19 protein-coding genes are annotated in these 20,104 nt (G+C 60.3%); 15 read left to right on the top strand and 4 right to left on the bottom strand.

Translation table 11 applies throughout. From position 1 onward, the window contains the following. Positions 1–74: 74 nt before the first annotated feature. Positions 75–989 carry a LysR family transcriptional regulator gene (locus tag DJ564_RS06505; protein WP_109628159.1) on the bottom strand — a complete coding sequence of 305 codons (915 nt, stop codon included), beginning with the start codon at positions 987–989 and terminating at the stop codon, positions 75–77. A 175-nt stretch (positions 990–1,164) separates the two neighbouring features. On the opposite strand from DJ564_RS06505, the gene DJ564_RS06510 reads away from it, so the two are divergent. The 15 genes from DJ564_RS06510 (at position 1,165) to DJ564_RS06585 (ending at position 17,875) form a co-directional block, all read left to right on the top strand. Further along, positions 1,165–1,887, top strand: coding sequence for a tellurite resistance TerB family protein (locus DJ564_RS06510; protein ID WP_109628160.1), 723 nt, complete (start codon positions 1,165–1,167; stop codon positions 1,885–1,887). 293 nt (positions 1,888–2,180) lie between these two features. Then, positions 2,181–3,803 (top strand): methyl-accepting chemotaxis protein, encoded by a 1,623-nt coding sequence (locus DJ564_RS06515; RefSeq protein ID WP_109628161.1) that lies wholly within the window; start codon positions 2,181–2,183, stop codon positions 3,801–3,803. Then, positions 3,803–4,339, top strand: coding sequence for a chemotaxis protein CheW (locus tag DJ564_RS06520; protein WP_109628162.1), 537 nt, complete (start codon positions 3,803–3,805; stop codon positions 4,337–4,339). Before DJ564_RS06515 ends, DJ564_RS06520 begins: the two co-directional genes overlap by 1 nt. After that, entirely contained in the window at positions 4,336–5,607 is a 1,272-nt protein-coding gene (locus DJ564_RS06525) for a CheR family methyltransferase (protein WP_109628163.1), read from the top strand. The genes DJ564_RS06520 and DJ564_RS06525 overlap by 4 nt, the downstream gene beginning before the upstream one ends. Then, positions 5,604–6,287 (top strand): chemotaxis protein CheW, encoded by a 684-nt coding sequence (locus DJ564_RS06530; RefSeq protein ID WP_109628164.1) that lies wholly within the window; start codon positions 5,604–5,606, stop codon positions 6,285–6,287. The genes DJ564_RS06525 and DJ564_RS06530 overlap by 4 nt, the downstream gene beginning before the upstream one ends. Beyond that, positions 6,284–8,572: a hybrid sensor histidine kinase/response regulator gene (locus DJ564_RS06535; RefSeq protein WP_109628165.1), complete on the top strand. Its 2,289-nt coding sequence runs from the start codon at positions 6,284–6,286 to the stop codon at positions 8,570–8,572. Before DJ564_RS06530 ends, DJ564_RS06535 begins: the two co-directional genes overlap by 4 nt. Further along, positions 8,569–9,579, top strand: coding sequence for a chemotaxis response regulator protein-glutamate methylesterase (locus DJ564_RS06540; RefSeq protein ID WP_109628166.1), 1,011 nt, complete (start codon positions 8,569–8,571; stop codon positions 9,577–9,579). The genes DJ564_RS06535 and DJ564_RS06540 overlap by 4 nt, the downstream gene beginning before the upstream one ends. Positions 9,580–9,627: 48 nt before the next feature. Beyond that, the gene (locus DJ564_RS06545; RefSeq protein ID WP_109628167.1) at positions 9,628–10,629 is read left to right on the top strand and encodes a diguanylate cyclase domain-containing protein; all 1,002 of its coding nucleotides are present in this window, start codon (positions 9,628–9,630) and stop codon (positions 10,627–10,629) included. Positions 10,630–10,953: 324 nt separating this feature from the next. Next, positions 10,954–12,049, top strand: a protein-coding gene (prfB, locus tag DJ564_RS06550) for a peptide chain release factor 2 (RefSeq protein ID WP_102593528.1) whose coding sequence is annotated in 2 segments (ribosomal slippage) — positions 10,954–11,025 and positions 11,027–12,049 — 1,095 coding nt in all. Because the reading frame shifts where the segments join, the coding sequence is not laid out codon by codon here. Positions 12,050–12,120: 71 nt separating this feature from the next. Continuing rightward, entirely contained in the window at positions 12,121–13,623 is a 1,503-nt protein-coding gene (gene lysS, locus DJ564_RS06555; protein WP_109628168.1) for a lysine--tRNA ligase, read from the top strand. 102 nt (positions 13,624–13,725) lie between these two features. Beyond that, the gene (locus tag DJ564_RS06560; protein ID WP_109628169.1) at positions 13,726–14,442 is read left to right on the top strand and encodes a TetR/AcrR family transcriptional regulator; all 717 of its coding nucleotides are present in this window, start codon (positions 13,726–13,728) and stop codon (positions 14,440–14,442) included. Between the two features lie 160 nt (positions 14,443–14,602). Beyond that, a complete protein-coding gene (locus DJ564_RS06570; RefSeq protein WP_109628171.1) occupies positions 14,603–15,157 on the top strand; it encodes a hypothetical protein in 555 nt (184 codons plus the stop codon). Between the two features lie 36 nt (positions 15,158–15,193). Next, positions 15,194–16,471, top strand: a complete 1,278-nt coding sequence (locus DJ564_RS06575; protein WP_109628172.1) for a flavohemoglobin expression-modulating QEGLA motif protein — start codon at positions 15,194–15,196, stop codon at positions 16,469–16,471. A 163-nt stretch (positions 16,472–16,634) separates the two neighbouring features. Next, positions 16,635–17,549 carry an alpha/beta hydrolase gene (locus DJ564_RS06580; RefSeq protein WP_109628173.1) on the top strand — a complete coding sequence of 305 codons (915 nt, stop codon included), beginning with the start codon at positions 16,635–16,637 and terminating at the stop codon, positions 17,547–17,549. Further along, a complete protein-coding gene (locus tag DJ564_RS06585) occupies positions 17,546–17,875 on the top strand; it encodes a hypothetical protein (protein WP_109628174.1) in 330 nt (109 codons plus the stop codon). Before DJ564_RS06580 ends, DJ564_RS06585 begins: the two co-directional genes overlap by 4 nt. A 188-nt stretch (positions 17,876–18,063) precedes the next feature. Here the strand turns inward: DJ564_RS06585 and DJ564_RS06595 are convergent, their stop codons facing one another. The 3 genes from DJ564_RS06595 to DJ564_RS06610 form a co-directional block, all read right to left on the bottom strand. Beyond that, positions 18,064–18,852, bottom strand: a complete 789-nt coding sequence (locus DJ564_RS06595) for an OmpA family protein (protein ID WP_109628175.1) — start codon at positions 18,850–18,852, stop codon at positions 18,064–18,066. Between the two features lie 50 nt (positions 18,853–18,902). Next, on the bottom strand, positions 18,903–19,316 hold the full coding sequence (locus tag DJ564_RS06600) for a DUF4398 domain-containing protein (protein WP_109628176.1): 414 nt from the start codon (positions 19,314–19,316) through the stop codon (positions 18,903–18,905). 375 nt (positions 19,317–19,691) lie between these two features. After that, a complete protein-coding gene (locus tag DJ564_RS06610; protein WP_109628178.1) occupies positions 19,692–20,036 on the bottom strand; it encodes a pilin assembly protein in 345 nt (114 codons plus the stop codon). Positions 20,037–20,104 lie beyond the last annotated feature (68 nt).

The raw sequence follows: 20,104 nt of genomic DNA on the forward strand, positions 1-20,104 counted from the left end.
CGTCTTATTGATTCTGCAAGACTAGTGCGCGGGCCCGAGGTCGACAAATTCTAAATACTGAAGGTGGCGTTCGATTAAATAGATGGCTTGCGCCCGCCGTGGGGTTGCTCCCGAGCGACAGTTAAAAACGGATCAACCAACGCCGGGCGCGCGGTGCCACGGCGCCAGGCGAGGCCAACGTCAAGAGTCTGGCTCAGGTCGGCAATCGGCCGCGCTTCAATGATGTCGCCCTCCAGTGACCACGGACGGTAGGTCATGTCGGGCTGGATCGACACGCCTAAACCGGCGGCCACCAGGCTTCGCACGGCTTCCGTCGAGGCCGTTCTCAGGGTGATTCGTGGTTGCAAAGAGGCCGCCGACCACATGCGCTGGGCGTTGCGGTCCATTTCGTCGACGTTGAGCTGAATCAGCGGCTCGCGGGCCACATCGGCGAGGTTGATGCTGTCGTGTTCCAGCAGCGGATGCTGGGCCGGCAACCACAGGCGATGGGGCGAGTGAGTCAGCACTTCGGTTTGCAAGGCGTGGCGGTCTTCGAGGTTGGAGAGGATCAACACGCCGACATCGATCTCGCCGCTGACCAGCAAATGTTCGATATACGGGCGCTCGTCCTCCATCACCCGGATCTCGACGTTGGGGTAGGCGCGCTGGAAACGAGTGAGCAAATCCGCGAGGTAGTAACCAGCAACGAGGCTGGTCACGCCGATGATCAACTGCCCGGCGACCTGGTCGGTGCTGTGTTGCAGGCTGCGTTTGGCGTTGTCCACCGTAGCCAGAATCAGGTGAGCCTGACGCAGGAATTGATGGCCCTGGTGGGTCAGGCTCATGCCCTTGGCGTGCCGGTTAAACAGGCCGACGCCAATCTCCTCCTCCAGTTGCTGGATTGCCAGGGTCAATGTCGATTGGGAAATGAACGCAGTTTGCGCGGCGGCGGAGATCGAGCCGGTCTCGGCCACGGCGATGAAATGGCGGATTTGACGCAAGGTCATCATGGGGAATTACCGGTGGGCGGTTTTTATAGATTCGCTTGAGTGTATATCGCTTTAATCGATGGCTCTGTTTTTCCAGGCAACATCCAGAAGCACTCTCGTCCCCGGTCGCCGGGCACTTTCGTTCTAGGCTGGTGGCCTTAAGTGTCCGGTTAACCCCTTTCGTGGAGGCGGCAAAATGAATACGCGTGGATTGCTCGATCAACTACTCAAGTCCGGTCAGGACCTGATGCAGAACAAGGCCGGCGCAAATCAAAACAAGTCGTCCAGTGGTGGCTTGGGCGAATTGCTCGGTGGCAGCGGCGGTTCGGGCGGCCTCGGTGGCCTGCTCTCCGGCGCGGGCGGTGGCGCACTGGCGGCGGGCGCCATGGGCTTGTTGCTCGGTAGCAAAAAGGCCCGCAATGTTGGCGGCAAAGTCGCCATCTACGGCGGCCTCGCGGCCCTCGGCGTCATTGCCTACAAGGCTTACGGCAACTGGCAGGCCCAGCAGGGCACTGCGCCGAAGACTGAACCGCAGACACTCGATCGTCTGCCACCTGCGCAGGTCGAGTTGCATAGCCAGGCGATTCTCAAGGCGCTGGTCGCCGCAGCCAAAGCCGATGGCCACGTTGATGATCGCGAGCGCGCATTGATCGAAGGCGAATTCACCAAGCTCGACAACGATCAGGAACTGCAGCAGTGGCTGCACGCCGAACTCAGCAAGCCGCTCGACCCGACAGAAGTCGCCCGCGCGGCCAGCACCCCGGAAATGGCGGCCGAGATGTACATCGCCAGCGTGATGCTGGTGGATGAGGAGAGCTTCATGGAGAAGTCCTACCTCGATGAACTGGCGCGGCAGTTGAAGCTGGAGCCGGGGTTGAAGGCGGAGCTGGAGAAGCAGGTGCGTCAGGCTTCCCTATAAGGTTCAAGATCGCTTTCGCGGGCAAGCCTCGCTCCACAGGTACTGCGCTGAACTTGTAGGAGCGAGGCTTGCCCGCGAAGGCGTCCCAACTCTCACCACCTCCCGATGGCCAATCTACGGCTCATTTCTTCCACCACGCCCCTGCGACTCGCCACCCGATCCAACGCAAAGCCCTCCCCAAAGGCTCTCCTGCGGTTTTCACGCACAAGGCCGAGAACTGGCAAACCCTCGTCTTATAAATGAAACACCCTCAGCTATACTCCGCAGCATTTGAACCGCCCCGAGGATTGACTGTGAAGAACTGGACGTTGCGCCAACGCATCTTGGCGAGCTTTGCGGTGATCATCGCCATCATGTTGCTGATGGTCATCGTCTCGTATTCGCGGCTGTTGAAGATTGAAACCAGCGAAGCCAGTGTTCGTGAGGACGCGTTGCCCGGGTTGTATTACAGCTCGATGATTCGCAGCGCCTGGGTCGACACCTACCTTCGGACCCAGGAAATGCTCGGTTTGAAAGAGGGGCAGGGTTTCAGCGCTGAAGAAGCCGAAAGCTTCAAAAACTTCGAGGCGCGTCTGCAGGAACAGATGAAGAACTACCAGGCCACCGTCACCACGGATGAAGACAAGGTCGAATACGCGGTTTTTGAAAAACTCCATGATGATTACAACAAGGTTCTGGCCGCTGTGCTCGACCTGCACAAGCGCAATCAGGAAGCCGACGCCATCAAGATGTTCAACGAGCAACTGACCCCGGCCTGGACCGCAGGTCGCATGAAGCTCAATGACATCATTCGCGAAAACAAAGCCGTGGCTGATCAGGACATTGCGGCCATCGATGACGCTGTGATTACCGCGAAAGTGATCATGGGCATTTCCCTGCTGGTCGCGGTATTGGCCGCCGGCCTCTGTGGTTTGCTGTTGATGCGCGCGATCATGGCGCCGATGAACCGGATTGTGCAGATCCTCGAAATCATGCGCACCGGCGACCTCAGCGGCCGTCTGAATCTGGAGCGCAAAGACGAATTCGGCGCTGTGGAAACCGGCTTCAACGACATGATGACCGAGCTCACCTCGCTCGTGTCTCAGGCCCAACGCTCCTCGGTCCAGGTCACCACGTCGGTAACCGAGATCGCCGCGACCTCCAAGCAACAACAGGCCACTGCCACCGAAACCGCGGCCACCACCACCGAGATCGGCGCGACGTCCCGTGAAATCGCCGCCACTTCCCGTGATCTGGTGCGCACCATGACCGAAGTCTCCACCGCCGCCGATCAGGCCTCGGTCGCGGCCGGCTCCGGGCAGCAAGGCCTGGCGCGGATGGAAGAAACCATGCACTCGGTGATGGGCGCGGCGGATCTGGTCAACGCCAAACTGGCGATCCTCAACGAGAAGGCCGGCAACATCAATCAGGTGGTGGTGACCATCGTCAAAGTCGCCGACCAGACCAATCTCTTGTCGCTGAACGCCGCCATCGAAGCCGAAAAGGCTGGCGAATACGGTCGCGGGTTTGCCGTGGTCGCCACCGAAGTGCGGCGTCTGGCGGACCAGACCGCCGTCGCTACCTACGACATCGAGCAGATGGTCCGTGAGATCCAGTCGGCGGTCTCGGCCGGGGTCATGGGCATGGACAAATTCTCCGAAGAAGTGCGCCGCGGCATGTCCGAAGTGCAGCAGGTCGGCGAGCAACTGTCGCAGATCATCCACCAGGTTCAGGCGCTGGCGCCGCGGGTGTTGATGGTCAACGAAGGCATGCAGGCGCAAGCCACCGGCGCCGAACAGATCAACCACGCGCTGGTGCAGTTGGGCGATGCCAGCAGCCAGACCGTCGAGTCCCTGCGCCAAGCCAGTTTTGCCATTGACGAGCTGAGCCAGGTGGCCGTAGGGCTGCGGGGCGGCGTCTCGCGATTCAAAGTCTGATGAGCGAACTTGTGGTCAAACGCGGCGCGGTGGTGCCGGCAAAACACGCGTTGTTTCTGCTGTTTCGCATCGGCAACGAACGTTATGCCTTGCAGGCGCGCGAAGTGGCCGAGGTGCTGCCGCGCCTGCCGTTGAAGCCGATTGCCAAGGCACCGGACTGGGTCGCCGGGGTGTTCGCCTATCGCGGCACGGTGGTGCCGGTGATCGACCTCAGCGCGCTGACGTTTGGCGAGCCGGCGCAAGCCCGCACCAGCACGCGGTTGGTGCTGGTGCACTATTGGCCGGATGAGGAAACCCCTGCACAGTTGCTCGGACTGATTCTGGAGCAGGCCACCGACACCTTGCGCTGCAACCCGGCGGACTTTAAACCCTATGGCCTGGACAATCGCCAGGCGCCTTACCTGGGGCCGGTCCGAGAAGATGCCCAGGGTTTGCTTCAATGGGTGCGGGTGGCCGATCTGCTCGATGATCAGGTGCGCGCACTGCTGTTTCCTTCGCCACCGCTGGACCCGGCGCTGCTTGAGGAGCGGCCATGAGCAGCGATCAGCGTTTTTTCGACTTCCTCAAGGAACGCATCGGCCTCGACGTGACGTCGGTGGGCCCGGCGATCATCGAACGCGCAGTGCGCCAGCGCAGCACCGCTTCCAGGGCGCTGACGGCCGATGAGTATTGGCACACGCTGCAAGGTTCGCGAGACGAACAGCAGGCGTTGATCGAAGCAGTCATCGTTCCCGAGACCTGGTTTTTCCGCTACCCGGAATCCTTCGCGACTTTGGCGAAACTGGCGATCCAGCGCTTGGCCGAGATCAACAACATGCGCGCGTTACGGATTCTCAGCCTGCCGTGCTCCACGGGCGAGGAGCCGTACTCCATCGCCATGGCCTTGCTCGATGCCGGACTCAAGCCGCATCAGTTCAAGGTCGAAGGCATGGACGTCAGCCCGCTGTCGGTGGAAAAAGCCAAGCGCGCGCTGTACGGCAAGAATTCGTTTCGTGGCCAGGACATCGAGTTTCGCGAGCGGCATTTCAGTGCCGAAGAAGAGGGCTACCGCCTCGACGAGCGTGTGCTGGAACAGGTGCGTTTGCAGGTCGGCAATCTGCTCGATCCGGCATTGTTGGCCAGCGAGCCGCCTTACGATTTTGTGTTCTGCCGCAACCTGCTGATCTATTTCGATCTGCCCACCCAGCAGCAAGTCTTCGAAGTGCTCAAACGCCTGACGCATGTCGACGGTGTGCTGTTTATCGGCCCGGCCGAAGGCAATTTGCTCGGCCGTTTCGGCATGCGCTCGATTGGCATCCCGCAGTCTTTTGCGTTCAGCCGCCAGAGCGCGCCGGCGCCCCAGCCTGTGCCGGTTTTTGTACCGGCGCCGCTGCCCGTGCGCCAACCGGTGCGCAGCGTGACACCGCCGCCCGTGCGCAATCGTCCGTTCACCACCGTCGCGCCGCTGCCCAACACGCCGAAAACGGCTATCGCGGACGCTGCCGCGCTGCTGGCGAACATTGCCGCACTGGCCAACGAAGGCAAAAGTGCCGACGCCCGCGCGGCCTGCGAAACGTATTTGCGCAGTCACGAACCGGTGGCCCAGGTGTTTTACTGGCTGGGACTGCTCAGTGATGTCGGCGGCAGAGTCCTCGAAGCCCAGGGTTTTTATCGCAAGGCGTTGTACCTCGAACCGCAACACCCCGACGTGTTGATGCACCTGGCTGCCTTGCTGCAATCCCAGGGCGACTCGGCGGGTGCCAAAAGATTGCAGGACCGCGCCGCCCGCAGCGAGCGCGCCGCCGACAGTGAGCGTAAACGATGAACGCCTCCGACACCTTGAGCGTTACCCGTGAAGATGCCCAGGCCATCGATGACTGCTGGAACCGCATCGGGATCCACGGCGACAAATCCTGCCCGCTGCTGATCGAACACATTCACTGCCGCAACTGCGCGGTGTATTCAGCCGCTGCCACGCGCTTGCTCGACCGCTACGCCTTGCAACAGGACGATCGCGAGCAGGTCTCGGTGGCGGTCGAAATCGACGTGAAAACCCGCTCGCTGCTGATGTTTCGTCTCGGCGAAGAATGGCTGGGCCTGGCCACCCGCAGCCTGGTGGAAGTCGCGCCGCTGCAAGCGATTCACTCGTTGCCGCATCAGCGCTCCCGGGCGTTGCTCGGCGTGGCGAACGTGCGCGGTGCGTTGGTGGCGTGCCTGTCGCTGGTGGAGTTGCTCGGTCTCGATGGCTCCGGCAACGTGGCCTCTGGCGCGCGGGTGATGCCGAGGATGCTGATCATTGCCGCTCACGGCGGGCCAGTAGTGGTGCCGGTGGACGAAGTGGACGGGATTCACGCCATCGACGAGCGCATCCTTGAGGCCGCTTCGCAGTCCGGCACCCAGGCCAGCGCCAGATACACCCGGGGTGTGTTGCAATTCAAGGGTCGCAGCCTGCGTTGGCTGGATGAAGAACAGCTGTTGTCCGCCGTGACCCGGAGCCTCACATGACCCCCGAGCAAATGCGCGACGCCTCGTTGCTGGAGCTGTTCAGCCTCGAAGCCGAAGCCCAGACCCAGGTGCTGAGCGCGGGTCTTTTGGCGCTCGAACGCGATCCGACCCAGGCCGATCACCTTGAATCGTGCATGCGCGCGGCTCACTCGCTCAAAGGTGCGGCGCGGATTGTCGGCGTCGATGCCGGCGTCAGCGTCGCGCATGTGATGGAAGATTGCCTGGTCAGCGCGCAGGAAGGGCGCTTGTACCTGCGGCCCGAGCACATCGACGCCTTGTTGCAAGGCACCGATTTGCTGATGCGCATTGCGACGCCGAATAACAACCCGGGGCCGACGGATATCGAAGCCTATGTGGCGTTGATGGCGCGGCTGCTGGATCCGCTGGCGTTGGCCGCACCGATCAGCACGCCGATCGCACCGTTCATCAGCGAGTCCGAACCTGAAGCGCTCGCGCCAACGGTCGAAGCACTGATTCCGGTCGCCGAACCACCACCGCTAGAGCCAGCGAAAAGAACCCGGCGCACCACAGATACTGGCGAACGGGTGCTGCGCGTCACGGCCGAACGCTTGAACAGCCTGCTCGATTTGTCGAGCAAATCCCTGGTGGAAACCCAGCGACTCAAGCCGCACCTGGCCACAATGCAGCGCCTCAAGCGTATGCAGAACAATGGCCTGCGGGCGCTGGAAAACCTCAATGTGCACCTCAAGGAACACGCCTTGAGCCTCGAAGCCCAGGAAGCTTTGGGCGATGCCCGACGGCTGCTGGCCGAGGCGCAGCAAGTGCTGGTGGAAAAAAACGCCGAGCTGGATGAGTTTGCCTGGCACGCCAGTCAACGGGCGCAGGTGTTGTACGACACCGCGCTGGCCTGTCGCATGCGGCCGTTTGCCGATGTGTTGGGCGGGCAAGTGCGCATGGTTCGCGACCTCGGACGCAGTCTTGGTAAACAGGTGCGGCTGGAGATCGAGGGTGAGAAAACCCAGGTGGATCGTGACGTCCTGGAAAAACTCGAAGCGCCGCTGACGCACTTGCTGCGCAACGCCGTCGATCACGGCATCGAGTCCCCCGAGCAACGTTTGCTGGCGGGTAAACCTGAAGAAGGTCTGATTCGTCTGCGCGCCTCCCATCAAGCTGGCTTGTTGGTGCTGGAACTCAGCGATGACGGCAACGGCGTCGATCTGGAAAAGGTCCGCCGCAGCATCATCGCGCGGCAGTTATCCCCCGCTGAAACGGCTGCCCAGTTGAGCGAAGAAGAGCTGCTGACGTTCCTGTTCCTGCCGGGTTTCAGCCTGCGCGACACGGTGACCGAAGTGTCCGGGCGCGGTGTCGGCCTGGACGCGGTTCAGCACATGGTCCGTCAGTTGCGCGGCGCGGTGGTGCTGGAGCAGACGGCGGGCGAGGGCAGCCGTTTTCACCTCGAAGTGCCGCTGACGCTGTCGGTGGTGCGCAGTCTGGTGGTGGAGGTCGGTGACGAGGCGTATGCGTTTCCGCTGGCGCACATCGAGCGCATGTGCGACCTGGAGCCGGCGGACATTGTTCAGGTCGAAGGGCGTCAGCACTTCTGGTACGAAGGCCGGCACGTCGGGCTGGTTGCCGCCAGTCAGCTGTTGCAGCGCCCGGCGAGCGCGAGCAGCCAGCAAACCCTGAAAGTCGTGGTGATCCGCGAGCGTGAGGCGATTTACGGCGTGGCGGTGGAGCGGTTCATCGGCGAGCGGACGTTGGTCGTATTGCCGCTGGACGAACGTCTGGGCAAGGTGCAGGACATTTCCGCCGGGGCTTTGCTCGACGACGGGGCGGTGGTGCTGATCGTCGACGTCGAAGACATGCTGCGCTCGGTGGACAAGCTGCTCAACACCGGGCGCCTGGAGCGAATTGCCCGTCAAGGCAGCCAAGTCGTCGAGGCGGCTCGCAAACGGATTCTGGTGGTCGACGATTCGTTGACCGTTCGCGAGTTGCAGCGCAAGTTGCTGCTCAATCGCGGTTACGACGTGGCCGTGGCGGTCGACGGTATGGATGGCTGGAACGCGCTGCGTTCGGAGGATTTCGATCTGCTGATCACCGACATTGATATGCCGCGCATGGACGGCATCGAACTGGTGTCTTTGTTGCGCCAGGACAATCGCCTGCAATCGCTGCCGGTTATGGTGGTGTCCTATAAGGATCGCGAAGAAGACCGTCGTCGTGGACTGGACGCCGGAGCCGACTATTATCTAGCCAAAGCCAGTTTTCATGACGACGCCCTGCTTGACGCAGTGGTTGAGCTCATCGGAGGAGCGCGGGCATGAAAATAGCGATCGTCAACGACATGCCCATGGCCGTGGAGGCCCTGCGCCGCGCCCTGGCATTCGAACCGGCGCATGAAGTGGTCTGGGTCGCCAGCAATGGCGCCGAGGCGGTGCAGCGTTGCGCCGAATATACACCGGACCTGATCCTGATGGACCTGATCATGCCGGTAATGGACGGCGTGGAGGCTACCCGGCGGATCATGGCCGACACGCCTTGTGCCATCGTCATTGTTACGGTCGACCGTCAGCAGAACGTGCACCGGGTGTTCGAGGCCATGGGGCACGGCGCGCTGGACGTGGTCGACACCCCGGCCCTCGGTGCCGGCAATGCCCAAGAGGCGGCGGCGCCGTTGTTGCGCAAGATCATGAACATTGGCTGGCTGATTGGTGACAAGGGCAATCGCGAACGACCGGCCCCCAGCCCGCTGCGCAGTTCGGCCTCGCGCCAGCGCCTGATCGCGATCGGCTCGTCCGCCGGCGGTCCGGCGGCGCTGGAAGTCTTGCTCAAGGGCCTGCCACAGGACTTTTCGACCGCGATCGTGTTGGTGCAGCATGTGGACCAAGTGTTCGCCGCTGGCATGGCCGAGTGGCTCAGCAGCGCCAGCGGCTTGAACGTACGACTGGCCCAGGAAGGCGAGCCGCCGCAGGCCGGCACGGTGTTGCTGGCGGGCACCAACCATCATATTCGCTTGCTGAAAAACGGCACGCTGGCCTACACCGCCGAACCGGTCAACGAGATCTATCGGCCCTCGATCGATGTGTTTTTCGAGAGTGTGGCCAGTTACTGGAACGGCGATGCCGTGGGCGTTTTGCTCACCGGCATGGGGCGCGACGGCGCGCAGGGGCTTAAACTCATGCGCCAACAGGGCTACCTGACCATCGCGCAGGACCAACAAAGCAGTGCGGTTTACGGAATGCCGAAAGCGGCAGCGGCCATCGATGCCGCCGTGGAAGTTCGCCCACTGGAAAAGATAGCGCCACGATTGCTGGAGATTTTCCCCAAATGATGACTTTTCGCAGCAATCCTGGCCCAAGCAGTATTCAGGTGACCGCACATGACTGACTTACAGCTCGACGACTTCAAGACCGACGAGAACGCCGCTATGGTGCTGTTGGTGGACGATCAGGCGATGATCGGGGAGGCGGTGCGCCGCGGGTTGTCGAACGAAGACAATATCGACTTCCACTTCTGCGCCGATCCGCACCAGGCCATTGCGCAGGCGATCCGTATCAAACCGACGGTGATCCTGCAGGATCTGGTGATGCCCGGCCTGGACGGCCTGAGCCTAGTGCGTGAATACCGCAACCATCCGGCGACCAAGAACATCCCGATCATTGTTCTCTCGACCAAGGAAGACCCGCTGATCAAGAGCGCGGCGTTTGCGGCCGGGGCCAATGATTACCTGGTCAAGCTGCCGGACAACATCGAACTGGTGGCGCGCATTCGCTATCACTCGCGTTCCTACATGACGCTGTTGCAGCGCGATGCGGCCTACCGCGCGTTGCGGGTCAGCCAGCAGCAATTGCTCGACACCAACCTGGTGTTGCAGCGGCTGATGAACTCCGACGGCTTGACCGGGCTGTCGAACCGCCGGCACTTCGACGAATACCTGGAACTGGAATGGCGCCGTTCGCTGCGCGATCAGAGCCAGTTGTCGCTGTTGATGATCGATGTCGACTACTTCAAGTCCTACAACGACAGTTTTGGCCACCTCGAAGGCGATGAAGCCCTGCGTAAAGTTGCCACCGCGATTCGCGACGCCAGCGCCCGGCCGTCGGACCTGCCGGCCCGTTACGGCGGAGAAGAGTTTGTGCTGGTGCTGCCCAACACCACACCGGGTGGCGCGCGCCTGGTGGCGGAAAAACTTCGCATGACTGTGGAAGCGCTGAAGATTCCGCACATTGTCCCCAGCGAAGGCTCAAGCCTGACCATCAGCATCGGCCTGTCGACCATGATCCCGCAGCCGGGCAGCGATTGCCGGCAACTGATCTCGGCGGCGGACAAGGGGCTGTACCTGGCGAAGAACAATGGGCGTAATCAGGTAGGGATTGAGTGAGGATTGGTTGGGATTTTGTGCTGCGGCTTGAATCCACCCCTCACCCCAGCCCTCTCCCCAGAGGGGAGAGGGGGAAAGGGAGCAGATCTTCAAGCTTTTCAAAGCCTGAGTTCGACTCGGAATTTCAGGTCGATGTAACTCTAAGAACAACTCGGTCAGTCCCCTCTACCCTCTGGGGAGAGGGTTAGGGTGAGGGGAGCGATCTCAAGCCAGGCAAATAACCTCAATCCATTCGCCCCTAAAGCCGCCAGGCGGGCTGCCGTGACAGCTTGATTACGTTATACTCGCCGGCTTTCAAAAGTTCGCCAACGAGTGCTGCCCGCCATGGAAATCAACCCGATCCTTAACAGTATCAAGGACCTGTCCGAGCGCTCCGAAACTATTCGGGGGTATCTTTGACTACGATCAAAAGCATGAGCGTCTGACTGAAGTCAATCGCGAGCTTGAAGATCCGGCTGTCTGGAACAACCCGTCGTACGCTCAGGAACTGGGCCGCGAGCGGTCGCTGCTGGCTCAGATCGTCGAAACCCTCGACGAAATGCACAGCGGTCTGGCCGATGCCAAAGATTTGCTGCTGATGTCCGCCGAAGAAGAAGACCAGGCCGCCGTCGATGACGTCGCTGCCGAAGTCGAGCGCCTGCGCGAGTCGCTGGAAAAACTCGAATTCCGTCGCATGTTCAGCGGTGAGATGGACGCCAACAACGCCTACCTGGACATCCAGGCCGGCTCCGGCGGTACCGAAGCCCAGGACTGGGCCAACATCCTGCTGCGCATGTACCTGCGCTGGGCTGACAAACGCGGTTTCGACGCGACCATCATGGAGCTGTCGGCCGGTGAAGTCGCCGGGATCAAGGGCGCCACGGTCCACATCAAGGGCGAATACGCCTTTGGCTGGCTGCGCACCGAGATCGGCGTGCACCGTCTGGTGCGCAAGAGTCCGTTCGACTCCGGCAACCGTCGCCACACCTCGTTCTCGGCCGTGTTTGTGTCGCCGGAAATCGATGACAACATCGAAATCGACATCAACCCGTCGGACCTGCGCATCGACACCTACCGCTCCTCGGGTGCCGGTGGTCAGCACGTAAACACCACCGACTCGGCCGTACGGATTACTCACGTACCGACCAACACCGTGGTCAGCTGCCAGAACGAACGCTCCCAGCACGCCAACAAAGACACCGCGATGAAAATGTTGCGGGCGCGCTTGTACGAGCAGGAAGTGCAGAAACGCAACGCCGCCTCCCAGGCCCTGGAAGACACAAAGTCGGACATCGGCTGGGGTCACCAGATTCGCTCTTACGTGCTCGATGCGTCGCGAATCAAGGATTTGCGCACTAACATCGAACGCAGTGACTGCGACAAGGTACTCGACGGCGATATCGACGAATACCTGGTGGCGAGCCTGAAACAAGGGCTGTAAACCGTCAGTCAAGACCTTAAGTCCCCTGCCCTCGGTGGGGGCAACGAACCTGTGATGGAATTTTTAAAGACATGAGCGACCTACAACTCGACCCGCAAGCCCTGCAACAGGAAGAAAACTCCCTGATCGCCCTGCGCAAGGAAAAGCTTGCTGCCGAGCGCGCCAAGGGCAATGCCTTCCCCAACGACTTCCGCCGCGACAACTACTGCGAAGACTTGCAGAAACAGTACGCGGACAAGACCAAGGAAGAGCTGGCAGAGGCTGCGATCCCGGTCAAGGTTGCCGGTCGCATCATGCTCAACCGTGGCTCGTTCATGGTGATCCAGGACATGACCGGGCGCATCCAGGTCTACGTCAACCGCAAGACCCTGTCCGAAGACACCCTGGCCGCGGTGAAAACCTGGGACATGGGCGACATCATTGCAGCCGTTGGCACCCTGGCCCGTTCCGGCAAGGGCGACCTGTACGTTGAAATGACCGAAGTGCGCCTGCTGACCAAGTCGCTGCGCCCGCTGCCGGACAAGCACCACGGCCTGACCGACACCGAACAGCGCTACCGTCAGCGCTACGTTGACCTGATCGTCAACGAAGAGGTGCGCCAGACCTTCCGCGTGCGTTCGCAAGTGATTGCGCACATCCGCAGCTTCCTGATGAAGCGCGACTTCCTCGAAGTCGAAACGCCGATGCTGCAAACCATCCCGGGCGGCGCTGCGGCCAAGCCGTTCGAGACGCACCACAACGCGCTGGACATGGAAATGTTCCTGCGTATCGCCCCTGAGCTGTACTTGAAGCGCCTGGTTGTCGGCGGCTTCGAGAAAGTGTTCGAGATCAACCGCAACTTCCGTAACGAAGGCGTTTCGACCCGTCACAACCCTGAGTTCACCATGTTGGAGTTCTACCAGGCATACGCCGACTACGAAGACAACATGGACCTGACCGAAGAACTGTTCCGCGAACTGGCGCAGCTGGTTCTGGGCAGCACCGACGTGCCGTACGGCGACAAGTTGTTCCACTTCGGCGAACCGTTCGTGCGTCTGTCGGTGTTCGACTCGATCCTCAAGTACAACCCCGAGCTGACCGCTGACGACCTGACCGACATCGAGAAGGCTCGCGCCATCGCCAAGAAGGCCGGCGCCAAGGTGCTGGGCTTCGAAGGTCTGGGCAAGTTGCAGGTGATGATTTTCGAAGAGCTGGTCGAGCACAAGCTGGAGCAGCCGCACTTCATCACCCAGTACCCGTTCGAAGTGTCGCCGCTGGCCCGTCGCAACGACGAGAACCCAAGCGTTACCGACCGTTTTGAACTGTTCATCGGTGGCCGCGAAATCGCCAACGCCTATTCCGAGTTGAATGACGCGGAAGACCAGGCCGAGCGCTTCATGGCTCAGGTGGCCGACAAGGACGCGGGCGACGATGAAGCCATGCACTACGACGCCGACTTCGTTCGCGCGTTGGAGTACGGCATGCCGCCAACGGCGGGTGAAGGGATCGGCATCGACCGCCTGGTGATGTTGCTGACCAACTCACCGTCGATCCGCGACGTGATCCTGTTCCCGCACATGCGGCCGCAAGCGTAAGTGTTTCGATAAAAAAGCCGCCTGAAATGGGCGGCTTTTTATTGCCTGTCTGGTACAAACGTATCAAATGGTTACTTTTGAAGTAAGAGAGGAATACCTGTCGTGAACCGTGCAATTGCTCAAGAAGGTGCAGCGGGCGTCGCCACTGCGGTCGCTGAAAGCGTTCAGTACCAGGGTCGCAAGGCCAGCCGACAGGGCAGCGAGCAGCGTCGACAGGAGATTCTCGATGCGGCGATGCGCATTGTCGTGCGTGATGGCGTGCGGGCCGTGCGTCACCGTGCGGTTGCCGCAGAGGCCGGTGTGCCGCTGTCGGCCACCACTTATTACTTCAAGGATATCGATGACTTGCTCACCGATACCTTCGCCCAATACGTCGAACGCAGCGCCGCGTTCATGGCCAAGCTGTGGGTGAACAACGAGGGTCTGCTGCGCGAGATGGTGGTCAGCGGCGACGGCAGCCCCGAGTCGCGCTCGCAACTGGCGGACGACATTGCGCGGTTGATGGCGGACTATGTGCACCGGCAACTGATCAACCGCCGCGAACACTTGATGGCCGAACAGGCGTTCCGCCAGGAAGCGCTGCTGAACCCGCGCCTGGCGCTGTTGGTGCGTTCACATCAGCAAATTCTGCTACAGGGCACGTGCCAGCTTTTCCAGGTATTGGGTTCGCGCGAACCGCAACAGGATGCCAAGGTGTTGACGGCGATTATCGGACGGATGGAATATCAGGGCCTGCTCAACGACGCCGAGCCTGTCGCCGAGGCTGAAATGCTCGGTATCCTGACTCGCTACATGCACCTGGTATTGGCCTCGGTGTAATTCCCTGCGGGACTGCGATCCTGTGGGAGCGGGCTTGCTCGCGAAGGCGGTGTGACAGTCGATGTAAATGTTGAATGTTACATCGCCTTCGCGAGCAGGCCCGCTCCCACATTGGATCGGTGGCCACCTGGGGATCGCGTGTGTTCATAGGGAGTGTTAAATGAAAGCCTGGCGTGTCGTTGTGATCGCCTTGTCGTTCCTGCTGCTCAGTGGCTGTCTGGTGACCTTCAAGGACCCACTGCCCGCCAGCGACCCCGCGCCCAAAGGTTTGCTGGGCAAATGGACCAGCACCAACGCCTGGGGCGAGCCTATGAATCTGGAACTGACGCGCCTGGGCGACAATCGCTATCAGGCAGTCGGCTACTTCAAGGCCACACCCAAGGAGCGCGAAGCCTATCCGTTTACGGTGTCGCGTCATGGCAGCCGCTGGTACTTGTCGGCGAAGGTGCCGGCGCAGTTCGGCGGGCATTTCATCATCGCCGGGTTTGAACTCACCGATAAACACGAATTGGTGATCTACAACCTCGACCTCGAGCAAATCAATCAAGCCCTCGGACAAGAAGCCCTGAGCGGTGAAGGCTTCCAGACCGATGATGGCGACGGCGTCTTGATCAACAACAGCATGGACCAGGTCTTTGCCTACCTCGATGATCCGGCCAATTCCGATGTCTTCGTTGAGGCGGTGCGTTATCAGCGCCTGGCCAAAGCCAAATAGATCCAGCACGTAACGGTTTTTCTACAGGAGTTTCGGGTGGACGATTACCAGCAGACGATACGCATTTTGTCCGATCGCATTGTGCTGGCGCAGACGCCGATTCGCGTCCTCGATGCGGTCAAGTGGGACGACAGCATCCGCAAGGGTTTCCTCAAGGCCAAGGGCAAGGAAATGCCGGCGGTGGACCGCGACTATTACCTCAATCGGCCACTGTCTTTCGATTCCAGCAAAGTGAAGCTGGAATTCCAGAACATCGAGCGTGACATCACCCGTCAGCTCGGCCAGTTCAACCCGGTCGGCCAGATCATGCGGCGCATGTGCAAGGAATACCGGATGGTGGTGCGCATGCTCGAAGCGCGCGGCACCGAGGATTTCGGGCTGATTTCCCAGGAGTTGTACGGCGCCGCGTCCGACGCGTTCCACGCCGGCGACCCGACGCTGTCCGACCTCGGCCTGATGCTCTCCGATTACCTGAACAACATCGATGGCCGGGGCGACCTGAAGGACGAGCCGAAAACCCTCACCGCCAAGGATGCCGTGCATCTGCTGCAAACCCGGCTGAGCAAAGTGTTTGGCGAAGCCGAGGAAACCATTCGGGTGTTCGAGTCCGACGGCATCGTGGCCGATGCGGCGGCCGGTGCCGACTACATCAAGATTCGCACCGACGCGATGTTCAACGAACGTGACGTGCGCGCCCTGGAGGTGCATGAGGGGCTGGTCCACGTCGGCACCACGCTCAACGGGCTGAACCAGCCGATCTGCACTTTCCTGTCCAAAGGTCCGCCGTCGTCGACAGTGACCCAGGAAGGCCTGGCGATCCTGATGGAAATCATCACCTTCGCTTCCTACCCGAGCCGCCTGCGCAAACTGACCAACCGCACCCGAGCCATTCACATGGTGGAGGAGGGCGCGGACTTCTTGCAGGTCTTCGAGTTCTTCCGCGAGCAAGGCTTTGAAATGGCTGAAAGCTACGGCAACGCCAGTCGGGTGTTCCGTGGTTCGATACCGACCGGCCTGCCCTTTACCAAAGACTTGTCCTACCTCAAGGGCTTTATCATGGTTTACAACTACATTCAGTTGGCCGTGCGTAAAGGCAAGCTTGAGCAGATTCCGCTGCTGTTTTGCGGCAAGACCACGCTGGAAGACATGCGCACCCTGCGTCAGTTGGTGGACGAAGGACTGGTGGTGCCACCCAAGTATTTGCCGGATCAGTTCCGCGACCTGAACGCACTGTCGGCGTGGATGTGCTTCTCCAACTTCCTCAACCACCTGAGCCTGGACCGGATCGAAGCGGATTACTCAAACATCTTATAAGGCAGGTAAGGTCCCTGTGGGAGCGGGCTTGCCCGCGATTGCGGTTTAACATTCAACATTGATGTCGCCTGACACACCGCTATCGCGGGCAAGCCCGCTCCCACAGGTTTATTGTTTCTCCACCAGACCCTGTTCCAACCTATTTTTCGCGAGGTTTCAACGGATGAGAATCCTCGGCATCGTCTGCCTTCTCCTGACCCTGAGCGGTTGCAGCTCCCTGCTGTTCTACCCTGAACCCGGCCAGTTGTTCACCCCGGAAAAAGCCAGGCTCGAATACCGTGAAGTAACCCTCACTACCGCCGATGGCCTCCGGCTGAACGCTTGGTGGCTACCGGCGAAAAAAAGCGTCGAGGTCAAAGGCACCGTCCTGCACCTGCACGGCAATGGCGGCAATCTACCGATGCATCTGGGCGGCAGTTGGTGGTTGCCGAAAGAAGGCTATCAAGTGCTGCTGATCGACTATCGCGGATACGGTTTGTCCGAAGGTGAACCGAGTTTGCCGGCGATCTATCAGGACATCGACGCTGCCTTCAAGTGGCTCGACCAGGCGCCGGAAGTCAAAGGCAGGCCGCTGATCCTGCTTGGCCAGAGTCTTGGCGGATCGATGGCGGTGCATTACCTGGTTCAGCACCCCGAACGTCAGAAACAACTCAAGGCCTTAGTTCTTGATGGCGTGCCCGCCAGCTACCGCAGCATCGGCCGCTTTGCCCTGAGCAATTCCTGGCTGACCTGGGCGTTCCAGGTGCCGCTGTCGTGGCTGGTGCCGGACGGCGACAGCGCGATCAATTCCATGGCGCAGCTCAACGGCGTGCCGAAACTGATCTATCACAGCATCGACGATCCGATCGTGCCCCTTTCCAACGGCATCCGTCTGTATCAAGCTGCGCCGCCGCCGCGCGTGCTGCAATTGACCCGCGGTGGTCATGTGCAGACATTTGCCGACCCGGTCTGGCGCAAGGTCATGCTGCGTTATCTCGACGACCCGCAGCATTTCAACGGCCTGCGCCGATTGGGTGAAATACCCAATTACCCGGCCCCCCCGAATTCAAAAGATGAACCCTCAGAGAGTCCGCAATGAGTGAAGAACGTAACGCCATCCCGCTGATCATCACCGGTATCTGCAGCATCCTCGGCACTGTTGGGGCCTTGTGGTACTACGGCTACCTGCACTTCGCCAAACCCGAAGATGCGCTGCTGCTCAGCGACTTCACCATGATCAAGACCGTGCCGGGTGAAGACTACAAAGTCTCCCTGGAGCCTGCCTCGCAGGTGGCCCAGTGCATCGACGGCGTGCTGGTGATGTTCGACACCGAACAGAAAGGTCTGACCGGCGTACTGGTCAACAACAAGAAAAAAGCCGTGCGCTGCATGGGCGAAGAAACCCCGCAGAAACTCGAGGAATAACCAATCCGGAATTCACTAAAGATCCGCTGTGGGAGCGGGCTTGCCCGCGATGAGGCCGGCACTTTCACCCTCATTGTTGCCTGACAGTCTGCTATCGCGGGCAAGCCCGCTCCCACAGTTTCTTTGAAGACCAAAAAAGCCCCGCCTGATCGACTCAGGCGGGGCTTTTGTGTTTCAGCAGGCGAAGCTTAGTTCGAGCTGATGGCCGAACGCGGGATCACGGGCTGGTTGTCGTTGGAAATGGTTACTTCCACACGACGGTTCATTGCACGACCCGAGGTGCTGGTGTTTTCAGCAACCGGGTATTCCTTGCCATAACCCTGAGCAACGATGCGCGCTGGATCAACGCCCATCTTCACCAGCGCCATGCGCACGGAACCGGCACGACGCTCGGACAGCGACTGGTTGTGGCTCGCGGTGCCGGTGCTGTCGGTGTAACCCTCGACGATCACTTTGCGATCAGCGTTTTCCTGAAGGAACTGCGCCAGTTTGTTGATGTTCACCAGACCGCTGGATTTCAGGTCAGCACGGTCGGTGGCGAACAGCACATCACCGAAAGTCACCAGCGTACCGCGATCGGTTTGCTTGGCGTTGAGGCTGTCCTGCAGCTGCTTGATCTGCTGATCGCGAGCATCGAGACGCGCCTGGGCACGTTGCGCCGATGCGTTTTTCAGGTTGGCTTCAGCGGTGCGCAGGGCGATGGTCTGCTTCGCCACTTCAACACGCTGATTGGTCAGGTAGGCCAGCTGATCGACCTCGTTCTGATCTTTCTTGTCCAGATAAGCCTTGTCAGCCTTGTCCAGGTAATCGCTGGCGTCTTTGGTTTCCAGTGCCGCGACCTTACTGGCTTGCGGATTGGCTTGCAGGCCGCTGTAGTTGGTGCGGGCCTGTTCCAGGTTCGCGTTAGGCGGGGTGGAGCAGGCAGCCAGTGCAACGCTTGCGGCCAGGAGAGCGGGGATCATCAATTGTTTACGCATAATAATTCGTCCTTTCTATCGATAAGAGCTTCAGAGGTCTGGATGCGCGCTTACTGCACAGTGCGCTGACTTTCCTGACGCAGTTCCTGAACCCCTTTCTGAGAGTCCTTCACAGCTTGTTCGGCTTTCATCGCCTGAGCTTTGCGTTCAGCTACGCGAGCGTCCCACTCAGCTTGCTCGGCCAGCACTTTGGCCTCGGCATACTTCTCGTCGTGCATGGCGATTTCGGCTTGTTTGAGCTTGTCTTGCGCGGACTTCATTTCCACGGCAGCAAATTCGGTACCGCCGGCGCTGACGGCGCCATTCACTGCTGATTGGGTCACGGCGAATTGCTCGGTCGGCGGGTTGCCGGCACAACCGGCCAGTACGAAGCTGCTGCCGATTGCAAGGGCAGCCAGTTTCAAACCGCGCAGTTGATTGAACGAGGTCTTGGCAGTGCTGATCTTCATGGTCTTCAACTCCATTGGTATAACTCCTGAAAAACTTAAAAATCCATGCTGGGCAAGGAGCCGTAACCGTCAATTTCCGGGGTGTTTTGAAACGGCCGTCCCAGGCGTGGTTACTGGCTGTGACCCGAGGCGTTTTTCAAAAGTTCAGAGAAGATGGCCTATCGCCCGAAAATAATTTGACCGAACGGACAAGGCTCTAAATCGGGAACTTTGGCGATGTGCAGCGGTATACCCGACCTGTTGAAGGCTTGGGGTACGCAATTTTTGAAGGGGGTACGCAGGTCAATGTGGGAGCGAGTCTGCTCGCGATTGCGGTTGAACATTCAACATTTCTGTTGGCTGACACACCGCTATCGCGAGCAGGCTCGCTCCCACAGGTATTGGGGGAAATCAGTGTTTCTGCTTGTCGTCACCGGATGACAAATCGTGCAAGTGACGACGGGACAGCGCGAGGAAACGCGGGGTCGGGCCGACGTCTTCGTACAGCGGATCACCTTCTTCATCGGTGGCCACCACAGTCGATCCTTTCACGTACGGGAAGCTCTTTTCGAGTTCTTCCAGCGCAGCGCCGATCAGCTCGCCAAGCAGTTCTTCGGGCTGGCGTTTGGGGTACATCTCGGTAATCGCCGCCAGCCGTGCGGCCGCTTCCATGTCCAGATGAATCCTGTAACCGGTGTCGGTCAGGCGACCTTTTGCGTTTTCTTCCCAATGCAGGGCAAGTTCGCGGATTTTCATAAAAACCTCAATTCGCTCCTGCTCGTGGCAGGCGGTGTGAGAGCCCGCCAATGGTCGGCGGCAAGCCG

Source organism: Pseudomonas sp. 31-12 (assembly GCF_003151075.1).
In the GTDB taxonomy this organism is placed as follows: domain Bacteria; phylum Pseudomonadota; class Gammaproteobacteria; order Pseudomonadales; family Pseudomonadaceae; genus Aquipseudomonas.

Excerpts from the sequence above, each read along its gene's own strand:
- DJ564_RS06505 (WP_109628159.1), bottom strand. The coding sequence starts at position 989 with ATGATGACCTTGCGTCAAATCCGCCATTTCATCGCCGTGGCCGAGACC.
- DJ564_RS06510 (WP_109628160.1), top strand. The coding sequence starts at position 1,165 with ATGAATACGCGTGGATTGCTCGATCAACTACTCAAGTCCGGTCAGGAC.
- DJ564_RS06520 (WP_109628162.1), top strand. The coding sequence starts at position 3,803 with ATGAGCGAACTTGTGGTCAAACGCGGCGCGGTGGTGCCGGCAAAACAC.
- DJ564_RS06525 (WP_109628163.1), top strand. The coding sequence starts at position 4,336 with ATGAGCAGCGATCAGCGTTTTTTCGACTTCCTCAAGGAACGCATCGGC.
- DJ564_RS06530 (WP_109628164.1), top strand. The coding sequence starts at position 5,604 with ATGAACGCCTCCGACACCTTGAGCGTTACCCGTGAAGATGCCCAGGCC.
- DJ564_RS06535 (WP_109628165.1), top strand. The coding sequence starts at position 6,284 with ATGACCCCCGAGCAAATGCGCGACGCCTCGTTGCTGGAGCTGTTCAGC.
- DJ564_RS06540 (WP_109628166.1), top strand. The coding sequence starts at position 8,569 with ATGAAAATAGCGATCGTCAACGACATGCCCATGGCCGTGGAGGCCCTG.
- DJ564_RS06545 (WP_109628167.1), top strand. The coding sequence starts at position 9,628 with ATGACTGACTTACAGCTCGACGACTTCAAGACCGACGAGAACGCCGCT.
- lysS (WP_109628168.1), top strand. The coding sequence starts at position 12,121 with ATGAGCGACCTACAACTCGACCCGCAAGCCCTGCAACAGGAAGAAAAC.
- DJ564_RS06570 (WP_109628171.1), top strand. The coding sequence starts at position 14,603 with ATGAAAGCCTGGCGTGTCGTTGTGATCGCCTTGTCGTTCCTGCTGCTC.
- DJ564_RS06580 (WP_109628173.1), top strand. The coding sequence starts at position 16,635 with ATGAGAATCCTCGGCATCGTCTGCCTTCTCCTGACCCTGAGCGGTTGC.
- DJ564_RS06585 (WP_109628174.1), top strand. The coding sequence starts at position 17,546 with ATGAGTGAAGAACGTAACGCCATCCCGCTGATCATCACCGGTATCTGC.
- DJ564_RS06595 (WP_109628175.1), bottom strand. The coding sequence starts at position 18,852 with ATGCGTAAACAATTGATGATCCCCGCTCTCCTGGCCGCAAGCGTTGCA.
- DJ564_RS06600 (WP_109628176.1), bottom strand. The coding sequence starts at position 19,316 with ATGGAGTTGAAGACCATGAAGATCAGCACTGCCAAGACCTCGTTCAAT.
- DJ564_RS06610 (WP_109628178.1), bottom strand. The coding sequence starts at position 20,036 with ATGAAAATCCGCGAACTTGCCCTGCATTGGGAAGAAAACGCAAAAGGT.